A 13,428-nucleotide genomic window follows, 5' to 3' on the forward strand; every position below is an offset into this window, starting at 1 on the left:
CACATGTTAAGAAAAGAGTTGAAAGCAGTTCTGTACAATAAAAAAACATATCTAATATTCATTTTCTTTATGTTGATTATGTTGCTGGATCTGTCAATAAATTATAAAAATAATGTAATATCACAAGGAGATCATTTAGATTGGAAAAATGTATTTAGTCCCGCATTTATGGCATATCTGAGTGCTAAATCAGAAGGACATATTGGAGCAATGCTATTCTCTTGGTGTATGCCACTGTATATGTTGATATGCATTTCAGATTCCTATACAACTGAATATAAATTGCATTATCATACAGTTCTAGCGATACGATGCGGACGAAAAAAGGAATATTTCTCTAAACTGAAAGCTTCTTTTCTTGTTGGCTTTTGTATGACATTCATAGTATTGCTCATAAATTACTTACTTGCTATTTTACTTTTTCATCAGGGAATGAGATCTGGTGAATACATGCATACCACCTTAAATGCATTATCTTTAATACAGCCTGAGCTAACATATATTGTCTACATGTTTGTTGCGGCAGTGATATATGGGCTTTGTTCAGTTTATTGCAGTGCGTTGAGCTTTTTTCTTAGAGATGTGAAATTCTTGTATGCAGTATCCTACTTTATTTGGATGTTTCTGATATCGAATCGGTTTAGTATTATGTATTGTGAACAACCATTTATTGAATATGGATTTACCTTTGTAATATCAGCACTACTGCTATATACAGGAATCGTACTATTGTGTGTCTATTTGGGTTATCGAAAGAAGGTGAGTAAGGATGACTTATAAGCAAAAAAACTGGAAATTATTACTAGGCCTTTCTATTGCCTTTTTAATATATATGTCTATTCGCTGTTATTTCAAATATAGAAATAACCCAACTGATGTAATCTTTGACTTGGTTGATGTTCGTGTGTTTGCTTTGGCGTCAGTGACATCCCTAGGCGGAACTGATAAAATGTATACCATTTATGCTTTACTGTATATGATTGCAATCTTATTAATGATGCAGAAGTGTACAGCCCAGCGTATTACGAAAGGTACAAGAAGAGGATACATTAAACATGTAACGCTTCTTGTTCTGTTAATTGCATTTCTCATGTCCTTCATATTCAATCTGGTAGCAGTAGTAAACGTGCATTATTTTTTCAGTATAGAGAGTTTATGGAATGGTTCCTATTATATCGCTCAGTTTCTATCATTTCTCCATATCTTTCTCTGCTTTTACATTCTTGGACAGGTGTATCTTCTGTTATATGTCATTACTCAGAGATCATGGTTGAGTGCTGTTCTTGTTTTACTGGGAGGGATTGGGATTATGACACTCGATGTTCCACTCTTGTTTTATCAAGTCGATGTGTTTGAAAATTTGTACGGAACTTATTCAGATCATCAGCTGCATTTCGCGGACTGGTGCTGGATGATGGTACGTCTGGGGATTGTATCTTGCGTGCTTTTCGAAGTAAGTAAACGTTTTTTTCAAAGAAGGTCATTGTTGAAATGAGAAATTCTTATAAATATTGGGCTTTTTTCCTGATGATGCTGTTTAGTGAATATCTGTTGATAATGAATGGTACAAAAGATGCAGGAGTATTGTATGATGGCATTATGTTTCATAGTCGATTTGAATTTTATCTCATGAATTTTTCGTTGTTTTGCGTATTACCACTCTATTTCTTTCATATCTTCGAAGATCTGATAACAGAGCGATCAGCACTTTATGTGACACGAGGGATAAGCAGAAAGGTGTTTTATAGATTATTTGCTAAGAAAATAATCATGGGGGTTTTCTTTTATGAGATTTTAAAGATAATCATATACCTCATGTTTGGATTTTTAGTTTATGGAAAAAGTTTCTATATTTCAGATTTTTCCTTCCTGATCGGTATGGCGGTGCTGAATATGGTGATTGAAATAGGGATTATTCATATGCAGATGTATTTAGAAATTTTTAATAATTCACGAATTGCCTTGTTTGCTGTATTACTGTATTATCTGATATCTGTGATAATGGGAGATGTGTTATTTACAAATGAAATATATGGCATACCCTTTATCTTGTTTATACCAAATGCAATGATGCAGCTGCGATTAGAGGTTATAACTATTACATCGATCGCATTTCTCATAATAGGCACAATTTTAACAGTTCTAGTTTTTATGTTGGGGCAAATGAGGTTTTGTAGAAAGGATTTATTGTAAGAGGTGATGATATGAAGATGCGAATGAATAAGCAGACCTTACAGATTTTTTCGATGATAGCTGCTATCATGATTTTTCGCTGGTATATGAAATATCGTTTTATTGAAAGTCCATTACCGCTGGAGGCATTTATAAGTGTATTCTCAACCCAATCTCTATTCACGAATATTACGCATTTATTGAGCTTTTATACATTGTTTTATTTGCTCTTATTAAATACTACTATACCGACGATGGAGATACAACTTCTTTCTCGCTTGAATCGAAAATTATATATGCGAGAATACCTGAAGCATATTGCCTTATGGGCATTTCTATTCTCCTTATGGCTAAATATACTTACAATTTTACTGGCATTGATCCAGTTAACGGATTTCAAAACCCTATGGGATACCGGTTGTTTTATTGGATGTATATTTAACACTCTTCACTGGACACTGTGTTATATTGTGCTAGGGTGTATTTATGTGAATTTATTGCTGAATACTTCAAAACGCTGGCTGTCCATGTCTCTCACAGTAGTAATGGCGATTGCAATCATCTTTGTAGCACGGTTCTATAAATTCACATTTCTATTTACAGAAATGGACGTATATGGAGCGATATACGATGTGCATAGTACCGGGTTAAACTTGATATTTTATGGAATAAACTTGGCGAAACTGCTATTATTAGTATTCTTGCTATATTCTATAAACTATATATCAATCAAAAAAAAGGATATTTTAAAAGAAATTAATTAAGGAGGATAATTAAACTATATGAGTGAACTTATTTTGCGACATGTTACGAAAACGCTGAAAAATAGAAAAGTGTTGAAAGATATTACGGCAAGGTTTGAAAGTGGTAAAATTTATGGATTTTATGGTAGAAATGGTTCTGGAAAAACGATGCTGCTTCGGGCGATTGCAGGACTTATTTATCCGGAGGAGGGAGAAATCTGCATAAATGGACAAAAGCTACAGGAGGATATTGATTTCCCACCGGATATGGGGGTTATTATTGAACATACAAGTCTGCTGCCGCAATATAGCGCATATATGAATCTAAAAATGCTTTCAGAAATTAGGAAAGTCGCAACAGATGAGGATATTCGCACTGCACTGCGTAGGGTGAGCTTAGATCCAGATGATAAACGCAAGGTAAAGGTATACTCTTTAGGAATGAAGCAGCGTTTGGCAATAGCACAGGCAATTTTCGAACATCCGAAGCTGCTTTTACTGGATGAGCCAACAAATGCTTTGGATGAAGAAAGTATCAGAGAAATACGGACACTGCTTCTGAATATGCGAGATGAAGGTTGTATGATACTTCTTGCCAGTCATAACAAAGATGATTTAAAATTGCTGTGTGATGAAATATACAGGATGGATGAAGGCATGCTTTCTAATTTTGATGATTATATTACGAATAAATAGGATAGTCATCTGAATTTGGTTAAATAATAATGTAAACATTGTGTAAATTTCCATCATCCGGTTTACAAATGTCCCTGTTTTATGGTAAACTGTAAGTCAATAAGGGAGTAGTCAGCACAGAATTTCTGTGTGAAGCCGGTCAACAAACCCGAAGAGTGTATCTCTTCTGGCCTGCATTCAGCGATTGACGAGACTTATAGAAATTTTCTATAGTCTCGTTTTTATTTTGAAAAAATGTCAAGACTATAGAAAAGAATCATAAACAGGAAAGTAGAGGTCTTGAGATTGAAACAGATGTATGAGAAAGACGTCGCCCAGGTAATGGAAGAGCTGGGGGCAGTAGAAACAGGTCTGCGCAGCGAGGAAGTCGCAGAGCGTCAAAACACCTATGGAAGAAATGAGCTGGAGGAAGTAAAGCCGGTGCATCCGTTTATCGTCTTCCTTTCTCAGTTTAAGGACCTGCTGGTTATCATTCTGATTGCCGCAGCTATCATTTCCATGGTAAGCGGAGAATTGGAGAGCACGATCGTTATTCTGGCGGTTATCACCATGAATGCTATTCTGGGGACCGTGCAGAGCATCAAGGCACAGAAATCACTGGATGCCTTAAAGCAGCTGTCCACACCGCATAGCCGCGTCCTGCGTGACGGCACGCTGATGGAGGTGTCCAGTCAGGAATTGACAGTGGGAGATATCCTGTTTCTGGAAGCCGGAGATGTTGTAGGCGCAGATGGACGGATCATTGAAAATCATTCCCTGCAGGTCAATGAAAGTGCACTGACCGGTGAGGTTGAGAGTGTGCATAAGGCCGTTGATACCATAACCGGGGAATGCGGTCTTGGAGATCAGAAAAACATGGTGTTCTCCAGCGGACTGGTAACCTATGGACGTGCCCGCGTCGTTGTTACGGCGGTTGGAATGAAGTCGGAAATCGGTAAGATTGCGACACTGATGAATACAGCACAGGATCGTAAGACACCGCTGCAGAAGACACTGGATGATTTCAGTAAAAAGCTGAGTATTGCGATTATCGCCATCTGCATTCTTGTATTCGCCTTAAATGTATGGCAGGGGAATGCAGTTATGGATGCACTGATGTTTGCCGTTGCACTGGCTGTTGCCGCAATTCCGGAAGCACTGGCAAGCATAGTGACGATCGTGCTTGCCATGGGGACAAGCCAGATGGCAAAAGAGAATGCGATCATCAAGAACATCAATTCCGTGGAAAGTCTGGGCTGTGTGTCTGTTATCTGTTCCGATAAGACAGGAACCCTGACCCAGAATAAAATGACAGCACAGCAGGTATATCGAAATCATGAGCTGCTGCACGCCAACAATTTAAAGGAATCCTCACCGCTGGATCGTCTGCTGCTGCTTGGCTTTGCGCTGTGCTGTGATGCCACGACTAATGAAAATCAGCGAATCGGAGACCCCACGGAGCTTGCTTTGGTAGATTTGCTGGAGCTGTATCGTATCGATGAACTGAAAACCAGAGAGAAATATCCGCGTATCGATGAGAATCCGTTTGATTCCGAACGGAAGCTGATGTCCACCCTTCATGTAATCGATGGGGAAAACAGATTGCTGCTGAAGGGGGCCTGTGATGAAATTCTGAAAAAAGCAACATATATACAGACGGAACAGGGCATCCGTGATATCACGGAGGACGATCGTGAACGTATCCTGAAAATGAATCATACCTTCGCGGATAACGGTCTTCGTGTACTGGGCTTTGCGACACGGATTGTCGAAAAGGACCATATCGAGGTGGAGGATGAGAATCAGCTTATTTTCCTGGGACTGATTTCTTTAATGGATCCTCCGCGTGAGGAAAGCAGGGCCGCTGTTGAAAACTGTCAGCGTGCCGGTATCATTCCGGTAATGATTACCGGGGATCACAAGGTGACAGCACGCAGTATTGCCAAGGCACTTGGAATCTATAAGAACGGGGATCAGTGTGTGGATGGTACGGAGCTGAATGCCATGAGTGAAGAAGAACTGATGAATCGTCTGGAGCACATCCGTGTCTATGCCCGTGTTGCTCCGGAGCATAAGATTCGCATCGTCAACGCATGGCAGAAAAAAGGAAAGATTGCGGCAATGACCGGAGATGGTGTCAATGATGCTCCAGCCTTAAAGCAGGCGGATATCGGTATTGCAATGGGAATCACCGGTACCGAGGTCAGCAAGGATGCCGCCAGCATGATTCTGACGGATGATAACTTTGCGACTATCGTCAAGGCTGTTGCGACGGGAAGAAATATTTATGCCAATATCAAGAATGCGATCATCTATCTGCTGTCCGGTAACCTGTCCGGCATTATCTGTGTACTGGCAGCCTCCCTGTTATCTCTGCAGGTACCGTTTTTGCCGGTGCATCTGCTGTTTATCAATCTGGTGACAGACTCCCTTCCTGCTATCGCCATTGGAATGGAGCGCAGCACCAAGGATATACTGAAAGAGAAGCCTCGCGATCCATCCGTTGGTATTCTGACGCCGGCAACGATGAAGCAGCTGGGAATCCAGGGAATTCTGATTGCCATTGTGACAATGAGCGCGTATTTTCTGGGTCTGAAGGAAAGCTGGGCAATCGCAACGACCATGGCCTTCTCAACCCTGTGCCTGTCCAGATTGTTCCATGGCTTTAACTGTCGTTCTCAGCGTTCTCTGTATCGCATCGGTCTGTTTACAAATAAGTATTCCATTCTGGCCTTTGTGATCGGATTCTGCTTTCTGAATGCAATTCTGCTGTGGCAGCCGCTGCATTCCTTATTCTCGGTAACGACGATAACCATGACACAGCTGTTTACAATTTATGGACTTGCCCTGATACCAACAGCGCTTATTCAGCTTGGCAGAATGCTGAGACACCGCTAATGATAGATATGCAACCAAGCTCTAAGGCAGTGACCGTCCGGTCACTGTCTTTTTACTAGACCTGCTTCATAGCACAGAATGAAAAGGAGCGCAGCTGTTTACACAATTTATAAAAACATGAGATTCCCGACTTTAAACATGTAGTATTCCTGATTCAGTTACGTGCAACACATAGGCAATGCCATCGTACAAAAGAAAAGGAATCCTTTGAGGGAGCCGGATATAGAAGCTATGCTGATAACGATCTCTGGGAACATGTCAGGTTCGGATACCCTAGGAAATATCTGGAGAAACTGATGGGAAGCCGGCATTTTATCTTTGCCAAATTCAGACATGGCTGTCTGGAAAGCGTGTATGTGAGAAAAGCCGTTGTATACTTCGTACTTTTGAGCATTGAGCCTGCCTATGCATAGGAGGATACTGGTATGTATGAAACGCTAGAGGGGAATGCCAGTATAGGGCCACTTACGTTCCATATAACATGTCATATGGACTGCTTTATCATTGGTAAAGGAAGAGCAGCTTGACAACATGTTTTCTGTTCCCTTTGCCGTCTGCTATTTACATTTGTAAAAACGGCGCTATAATTATAACCATTGGAGGAATGGTATCATGCCTAGAATTGGTAAACGAATCCTGAAATCTTCACTGGCAGTATTTTTATGCTTTCTGATTTATCTGCTGCGAAATGAGGAGGGGATAGTATTTTATTCCTGTATTGCGGCTGTGTTATGCATGCAGCAGGATACATCCCATACACAGCGTGTTGCGGCCAACCGTGTTGTCGGTACTTTGGTCGGCGGATTCTGCGGAATGCTTGTGCTGCTGTTTGAAAAGCATATCCTGCCGGGGAATACGCAGCTTATGCAATATGCTCTCATATCCTTTATGATCATTCCAGTGATTTATATTACCGTGCTGCTGAAGAAAACCTCAGCCTCGTATATTTCCTGCGTGGTGTTCATGAGTGTTACCGTATCGCACGGTGCCGATGTGAATCCCTATCTGTTCGCGATCAACCGTATGATTGATACCCTAATTGGTATTGCGGTTGCCTATGGTATCAACTGCATCCACCTTCCTGTACATTTGCAGAAAGAGACGCTGTATGTATCCACACTGGATCACACGCTGCTGCAGGAAAATGAACAGCTTTCTCCCTATACAAGGGTGAAGCTGCGTCAGCTGCTGGAGCAGGGGGCTGCCATCACTCTGGCGACGTCCCGTACACCGGCAACGCTGCTGCCCATACTGGAAGGCATTCCCTTGACACTTCCTGTTGTCGTCATGAATGGAGCTGCTCTATATGATTGCCGTACGCAGACCTATTCGCACAGTCGCTGCATGAAAAAGGAACAGGTGGCGCAGCTGCTGCAGCTGTTGGACGAGGAGGGAATGAATTGCTTTCAGCATGTCATCCTGCATCATATTCTGCATGTGTATTACAGTGATTTCCGCAATCCTCTGGAGGAGGAATATTATCATGAAATGCGCAGGCTGCCGTATAAGAGCTATGTGTACGAGCAAAAAGCACAGGCACATGCCTGTGTGTGTATAACGATTATGGATACCATACCACGCATACAGCAGCTGTATACGCGGATGCAGCAACAAAGCTATGCGGCTGATTTACAAATCCATATCCGGTTCAGTGAAGAGCATCAGGGATATAAGGTATTGGATATATACAGTGTGGATGCTACGAAGCAGGCTGCCGTCCACATTATACAAAGAGAGAGCGGTTTTGAGCGTCTCTGCGTGTTTGCCTCTCATCAACGGGATGCGGCACTGATCAGCAGTGCAGATGAGGCTTATACCGTATCTGAGGGAGATGCGGATATGCAGGAGCTCTGCTGTGTGCTGGGAAGCAGGGAAAGGGACAGTGTGATACGTGAGATAGAACGAAGCTATCACGGCCATCGAAAAAGAAAATAAAAAGCAGAAACGACAATGCCTTCCTTTCCATATCCATAACAGGAAATGGGGAAGCACTGTAAGCTTTCTGTTTTTCTTTATACAGGAAAGGCTATCGACGAAGACTGAAAGAGAGGACTTTTCAGAGGTTGTTTTCAAGCTCTACACAGAAGCGGTATGCATTTTCCGGAAACAGCAGAATATCGCGTCCGTCGTAACAGTGAATGCAAACCTTATCCTTCGCATATCCCACATTGAAGGTATCCTGCTGCTTGACGCTTTCAATCTCATCATAGCGCAGAAATCCGCCCCTTCCATTCCACAGCGATTTATGATAAATCAATCCGCTTTCATTCAGGATATATTCATTGTGCGGCGTATAAAATCCATAATAGCAGATCATAAAGAGGATCAGCAGCGTCCCTGCGACGATACCGATTTGAAACAACGCGTCAAAGGATATCGGCAGTATGGATATGAAAATAATGGTAATGATGATAAAATTCACAATCTGCTTACGGGAGCGAAAGTGAATTTCCCCCTGATATATCTCCTGTTCCATGGCCTGCCTGCCCCTTTGGTAAACTCTGTTTGCCCCCAGATAAAATATAATGAAATACAAGGGCCATAAAAATGTCGTAATACGGAAAAAGAGTACATCCGCATCTAACAGCAGCCCGCATACATGCAGGGCATTCATAAGCAGTGATGGAGTGAATCCGAGTGCCGGAATGACAAGAATTTCAAAATTGACATCAATGCCGATAACCTGCTGATAACAGGAGCGAAGCAGATAATAATAGGTGACGGCTCCAAGCAGACTCATTGCGAGGCTCATATAATTGAAGGTGCTTTCCTTCTGATACATTTCCTTATAGCCGTAAATGATCATGAATACCATAAACGCGAGGATTACGGATTTTGCAAGCTCCATATACAAGTCCTTCAGGGTATCCATCTGGCGTTCATCCAGCGGTGCCTTACCCTTGGTTTTCGCATATCGGATAATGTCGCGAAGCAGTGAAGTCTTCATCCTACAATTCCTCCTTGTCATAGTCGTCTTCCCAGAACAGATCATCCAGATGCTTATGCAGGGCAATGCAGATTTTAATGCACAGCTTGATGGTTGGATTGTAGCGTCCTGCTTCAATCAGTCCGATGGTCTGCCGTGTTGCGCCTACCTTGCTGGCAAGCTCCTCCTGGGACATATTCAGCTCCATGCGCGCCATTTTGATTTTTAGATTTTTCATAGCTGCACTCACCTGTTCCTTCTTCTACGTATATTATTATAGGAAAATCAAGCTGGAAAAGCAAGGAGATATGAAAAATATATCTTACAAATGCAAAATATATATTGCATTGAATGGTGATCTGTACTATAATGCAAATAGATTAAGGAGGGAAACAGTATGGAACTGCAAGTGCATGATCTGCATAAGAGCTTTGACGGAAGAGAAGTCCTGCATGGAATTTCCTTTTCCATATCAAGCGGCAAGGCATTGGGACTGCTGGGACGTAACGGTGCCGGTAAGTCTACGACGATTCGCATTCTAATGGATGTGTTCAAGGCAGATCAGGGAAATATGAGTATGAATGGCAAGACCTTTCATGCAAAGGATTACAATATCGGGTATCTGCCGGAGGAGCGCGGTCTCTATCCGAAGAAAAAGGTTTCCGAGCAGCTGATTTATCTGGCAACGCTGCGCGGCTTGTCTCACGGTGAGGCAAAGGCCAATCTGAAGAAGTGGCTGAAGCGGCTGGGAATCGAGGAATATGAAAACCGTGTTCTGGATACCTTAAGCAAAGGAAATCAGCAGAAGGTACAGCTGGCACAGACACTCATGTGCGATCCGGATATCGTCATTCTGGATGAGCCGTTTTCCGGACTGGATCCGGTCAATTCCCAGACGCTGAAGGAAGTCGTTCAGGAACAGATTCAGGATGGAAAGCTTGTGATTTTCTCCTCCCATCAAATGAATTATGTGGAGGAGTTCTGTGAGGATATCGTTATCCTGCATCATGGAGATGTGGTGCTGCAGGGAAATCTGAAGCAGATCAAAAAGGAATACGGAAAGAACCGTATCGTAATTCGTGCATTGTATCCAAAAAAGCAGGAGTTTCGTGAGCTGCTGGAAACACAGTGTCAGGAGCTGCTGCATATTTATGAGGAAAAGGACGGCGGCTTTATTATCGAGCTGCAGCCGAACGTCAATAAACGTGACGTGCTTACAAGAATGCTGGAGCTGGAGGTTGACCTTGAGGCATTCCAGCTGTATGAGGCGTCCTTAACTGATATTTTTGTATCAAAGGCAGGTGATGAGGAATGAGAGATTTCTTACTGGTTCTGAAATTTGAATTACAGACAATGGTACGCAAGAAGTCATTTCTGATTTCGACGGTGCTGGTAGCGGCTGCGGCTTTTGTCCTGTTGTCCATTCCACGTGTTTTCTCGGATGATAAGGGAACGGATGATTCGGCATCAGAAAAGGATAAAACGATGCTGATTTATGATGGAAGCGGTATTTTGAAAAACCGTGAGCTGGCGGAAAAGAACTTCCCTGAATTTCAGATTTCCTATGCCAATTCCTTATCCGAGGTAGAGGAAAAGGTGAAGAAAAGTGAGGCAGATGCCGGCTTTGAGGTGAAAACGCCGACCAGCTTCCAATATTATGTGAATAATTCCTCCCTGAATGATGCGAATTCCTCACGCTTTAAAACACTGCTTCAACAGCAGTATCAGGCAAGTGAGCTGGCAAAGCTGAAGTATGATGCAGGTAAGGTTCAGGCGATTTATCAAACAGAGGTCATTTCGGATACGACGGTATTGGGAACGGACGGTATGAACAATTATTTCTATACCTATGTGCTGATTCTGGTGCTGTACATGATGATTCTGATTTACGGCAATCAGATCGGTGTCGGTGTGGCCAGTGAAAAAAGCAACCGTGCAATTGAAATACTGACAACGAGCTGTTCACCGAATGCTTTGATTTTCGGTAAGGTTATTGCGGGGGCGATTGCCGGTGTCGTACAGACAGCCATTATGCTTGGCTCCTTCCTGATTGCCTATCAGCTGAATGCGGATGTATGGGATCATATGCTGGATAAATTCCTGGATATCCCTGGTCTGGTGCTGGTTACCTTTGCCCTGTTTGGTATTCTGGGCTATCTGCTGTTCAGCTTCCTGTTTGGCGCAATCGGAGCTCTGTGCTCCAAGGTGGAAGAGGTCAACGGTGCCACTATGCCGATTCAGCTTCTGATAATCGCAGTCTTCATCATCAGCTTTATCACGCTGCAGAATCCGGATACGCTGCTTGCCAAAATCATGTGCTATGTGCCGTTCTCTTCCTGGATGTGCATGTTTATCAATGTGGCGATGGGAAGTGTATCCACAATGGAAATCGTGATATCTCTGGCTCTGCTTGCGGCTACTACGGTCGCCATGGGACTGCTTGGTGCCAGACTGTATCGCAGAGGTACGCTGTCCTACGGTAATTCCGTGAAGCTTAAACATATCATGAAAATGGTAAAGCAAAAAGATTAGAGGCGTTGTCATTGGAATTCATCATGTATGCCTTTCTGGCGATGGTGCTTTTGATGCTGCTGTGGGCACTGCGCCTTTGGTACCGTATGCATCAGGAAGAGACAGTGTATGCTGTTTATAAGAAATTGAATTATATTTTCTGTGCTGCCTTTCTGTTACTTGGCATTTTAAATCTGTACGATGAGAGGCGGCTGCAGTATGGGATCATCCTGATGGCACTTGGTATTCTGTATGGAATGAGAAGAAGCGGCATCTCACAGCACAACCTGTATGTGGACGGAAGAAGAATTCCTTTGCAGCCGGGGAAGCTCATCACACAGAAGGAACAAGATGGCTGTCTGCAGCTGTATTATGAGCTGGGTGTTCATTACGGCACACTGAATTTTTCAATCGATAAAAAAGAACAGATAACTCAGATTCTGAAGAATCAGGGATATTGAACATCATTGTATAGCGGCTGTGAACAGGAGGTTTCTCTTTCTATCATATAGGAAGAAGGCCTCTTTTTTCTGTTTGTATCTATAGAGCACATTCCGGCTTGAAATAGGAGCTTTTAGAGTTCGTAATCAGACTTATCAAAGCATTTTGTTTTTCTTCTGTTTGCATAGGGTTAAGATTTTGTAAAATGATGATGTTTGCACTGATGCCATGATAAACTATCAGGGAGGTGAAGTTATGATGACAAGCTGGGAACCGGTGGTGGATTACCTTCTGGAGAACATGCAGAAGCAGACATATAAAAAGGATGAGCGTCTTCCAAGCGAGCATGAGCTGGCACAGCGTTTTGAGCTGACAAGAATCGAAGTGCGAAAGGCCTATGACCGCTTAAAGGAAATGGGCTATGTATACTCTCGGCAGGGAAAGGGCAATTACTATGCGGGATATCTGGAGAAGGTGGAGCTTGTACTGTCCTCCACAGACAGCTTTTCCATGAAGATGAGTCCATTGGCAGGCCGCTTTTCTACACGCCTGCTAAGCTGTGAGCGCATCGCCTGGCACAAGGATATTCATGAGCGCTTAGCGGTGGTGCAGGGAGAGCCTGTCCTCTGTGTGAAACGGCTTAGATATCTGGATCATATGCCAGCGGCAATGCATATTTCCTATGTGCGGGAAAAAAGCTTTCCAAACATCAGGGAATGTCTTCAGAAAAATCCGAGCCTGTATGCGTATTTTCAAGGCAGGGGTATTCAGGATATCGCCACTGAGGATACACAGCTAACCATTTCCACACTGAATACGGATGAGCGTCTCTACATGAAGGTCAGTGGAATCGTACCCTGTCTCATGCTGAAGGGCGTAAGCAGAGATTGTAAAACAAAGGAGATACTGGAGCTATCCACCATTATCTATCGGGGAGATAAGTTCATTTTCCGTCTGTGATTGTTGGAAATATAACAATTTGTTTACCCGGCATTCACAAATTTACCGCAAAAAAGCCTTATCATATGCATGTGCTGAGAAAGCATGAACAAATGATAAAAG

General features: G+C 42.8%; 13 protein-coding genes. 11 read left to right on the forward strand and 2 right to left on the reverse strand.

Annotated features, from left to right (window positions below; genetic code table 11):
* Positions 1 to 3: 3 nt before the first annotated feature.
* The 7 genes from ACESPQ_RS05925 to ACESPQ_RS05955 all read left to right on the forward strand — a co-directional run bounded on the left by ACESPQ_RS05925 (position 4) and on the right by ACESPQ_RS05955 (position 8,423).
* Positions 4 to 780, forward strand: a complete 777-nt coding sequence (locus tag ACESPQ_RS05925; RefSeq protein WP_373144071.1) for a hypothetical protein — start codon at positions 4 to 6, stop codon at positions 778 to 780.
* Positions 770 to 1,495, forward strand: a complete 726-nt coding sequence (locus ACESPQ_RS05930; RefSeq protein ID WP_109770404.1) for a hypothetical protein — start codon at positions 770 to 772, stop codon at positions 1,493 to 1,495. The genes ACESPQ_RS05925 and ACESPQ_RS05930 overlap by 11 nt, the downstream gene beginning before the upstream one ends.
* Entirely contained in the window at positions 1,492 to 2,193 is a 702-nt protein-coding gene (locus ACESPQ_RS05935) for a hypothetical protein (protein WP_373144072.1), read from the forward strand. The genes ACESPQ_RS05930 and ACESPQ_RS05935 overlap by 4 nt, the downstream gene beginning before the upstream one ends.
* 11 nt (positions 2,194 to 2,204) lie before the next feature.
* Complete coding sequence (locus ACESPQ_RS05940) at positions 2,205 to 2,936, forward strand: hypothetical protein (RefSeq protein ID WP_109770402.1); 732 nt, start codon at positions 2,205 to 2,207, stop codon at positions 2,934 to 2,936.
* 18 nt (positions 2,937 to 2,954) lie between these two features.
* Positions 2,955 to 3,611 carry an ATP-binding cassette domain-containing protein gene (locus tag ACESPQ_RS05945; RefSeq protein ID WP_109770401.1) on the forward strand — a complete coding sequence of 219 codons (657 nt, stop codon included), beginning with the start codon at positions 2,955 to 2,957 and terminating at the stop codon, positions 3,609 to 3,611.
* Between the two features lie 294 nt (positions 3,612 to 3,905).
* Positions 3,906 to 6,488: a cation-translocating P-type ATPase gene (locus ACESPQ_RS05950; protein WP_109770400.1), complete on the forward strand. Its 2,583-nt coding sequence runs from the start codon at positions 3,906 to 3,908 to the stop codon at positions 6,486 to 6,488.
* A gap of 612 nt (positions 6,489 to 7,100) precedes the next feature.
* Positions 7,101 to 8,423 carry an HAD hydrolase family protein gene (locus ACESPQ_RS05955; RefSeq protein ID WP_257366904.1) on the forward strand — a complete coding sequence of 441 codons (1,323 nt, stop codon included), beginning with the start codon at positions 7,101 to 7,103 and terminating at the stop codon, positions 8,421 to 8,423.
* Positions 8,424 to 8,544: 121 nt separating this feature from the next.
* Here ACESPQ_RS05955 and ACESPQ_RS05960 read toward each other — a convergent pair whose 3' ends face one another.
* Positions 8,545 to 9,435 (reverse strand): hypothetical protein, encoded by an 891-nt coding sequence (locus tag ACESPQ_RS05960; protein WP_002608290.1) that lies wholly within the window; start codon positions 9,433 to 9,435, stop codon positions 8,545 to 8,547.
* A gap of 1 nt (position 9,436) precedes the next feature.
* Entirely contained in the window at positions 9,437 to 9,652 is a 216-nt protein-coding gene (locus ACESPQ_RS05965) for a helix-turn-helix transcriptional regulator (protein ID WP_109770398.1), read from the reverse strand.
* Positions 9,653 to 9,811: 159 nt separating this feature from the next.
* Between ACESPQ_RS05965 and ACESPQ_RS05970 the strand changes: the two genes are divergently transcribed.
* The 4 genes from ACESPQ_RS05970 (at position 9,812) to ACESPQ_RS05985 (ending at position 13,326) form a co-directional block, all read left to right on the forward strand.
* Positions 9,812 to 10,729, forward strand: coding sequence for an ABC transporter ATP-binding protein (locus ACESPQ_RS05970; RefSeq protein ID WP_008819134.1), 918 nt, complete (start codon positions 9,812 to 9,814; stop codon positions 10,727 to 10,729).
* Positions 10,726 to 11,946, forward strand: coding sequence for an ABC transporter permease (locus tag ACESPQ_RS05975; RefSeq protein WP_109770397.1), 1,221 nt, complete (start codon positions 10,726 to 10,728; stop codon positions 11,944 to 11,946). Before ACESPQ_RS05970 ends, ACESPQ_RS05975 begins: the two co-directional genes overlap by 4 nt.
* A gap of 11 nt (positions 11,947 to 11,957) precedes the next feature.
* Complete coding sequence (locus ACESPQ_RS05980) at positions 11,958 to 12,386, forward strand: hypothetical protein (protein ID WP_257376959.1); 429 nt, start codon at positions 11,958 to 11,960, stop codon at positions 12,384 to 12,386.
* A gap of 235 nt (positions 12,387 to 12,621) precedes the next feature.
* Positions 12,622 to 13,326: a GntR family transcriptional regulator gene (locus ACESPQ_RS05985; RefSeq protein ID WP_002608295.1), complete on the forward strand. Its 705-nt coding sequence runs from the start codon at positions 12,622 to 12,624 to the stop codon at positions 13,324 to 13,326.
* Positions 13,327 to 13,428: the final 102 nt, after the last annotated feature.

It is taken from the genome of Clostridium sp. HGF2 (assembly GCF_964240115.1).
In the GTDB taxonomy this organism is placed as follows: domain Bacteria; phylum Bacillota_I; class Bacilli_A; order Erysipelotrichales; family Erysipelotrichaceae; genus Clostridium_AQ; species Clostridium_AQ innocuum.

Excerpts from the sequence above, each read along its gene's own strand:
- ACESPQ_RS05985 (WP_002608295.1), top strand. The coding sequence starts at position 12,622 with ATGATGACAAGCTGGGAACCGGTGGTGGATTACCTTCTGGAGAACATG.
- ACESPQ_RS05930 (WP_109770404.1), top strand. The coding sequence starts at position 770 with ATGACTTATAAGCAAAAAAACTGGAAATTATTACTAGGCCTTTCTATT.
- ACESPQ_RS05935 (WP_373144072.1), top strand. The coding sequence starts at position 1,492 with ATGAGAAATTCTTATAAATATTGGGCTTTTTTCCTGATGATGCTGTTT.
- ACESPQ_RS05945 (WP_109770401.1), top strand. The coding sequence starts at position 2,955 with ATGAGTGAACTTATTTTGCGACATGTTACGAAAACGCTGAAAAATAGA.
- ACESPQ_RS05975 (WP_109770397.1), top strand. The coding sequence starts at position 10,726 with ATGAGAGATTTCTTACTGGTTCTGAAATTTGAATTACAGACAATGGTA.
- ACESPQ_RS05965 (WP_109770398.1), bottom strand. The coding sequence starts at position 9,652 with ATGAAAAATCTAAAAATCAAAATGGCGCGCATGGAGCTGAATATGTCC.
- ACESPQ_RS05950 (WP_109770400.1), top strand. The coding sequence starts at position 3,906 with ATGTATGAGAAAGACGTCGCCCAGGTAATGGAAGAGCTGGGGGCAGTA.
- ACESPQ_RS05970 (WP_008819134.1), top strand. The coding sequence starts at position 9,812 with ATGGAACTGCAAGTGCATGATCTGCATAAGAGCTTTGACGGAAGAGAA.
- ACESPQ_RS05960 (WP_002608290.1), bottom strand. The coding sequence starts at position 9,435 with ATGAAGACTTCACTGCTTCGCGACATTATCCGATATGCGAAAACCAAG.
- ACESPQ_RS05955 (WP_257366904.1), top strand. The coding sequence starts at position 7,101 with ATGCCTAGAATTGGTAAACGAATCCTGAAATCTTCACTGGCAGTATTT.
- ACESPQ_RS05925 (WP_373144071.1), top strand. The coding sequence starts at position 4 with ATGTTAAGAAAAGAGTTGAAAGCAGTTCTGTACAATAAAAAAACATAT.
- ACESPQ_RS05940 (WP_109770402.1), top strand. The coding sequence starts at position 2,205 with ATGAAGATGCGAATGAATAAGCAGACCTTACAGATTTTTTCGATGATA.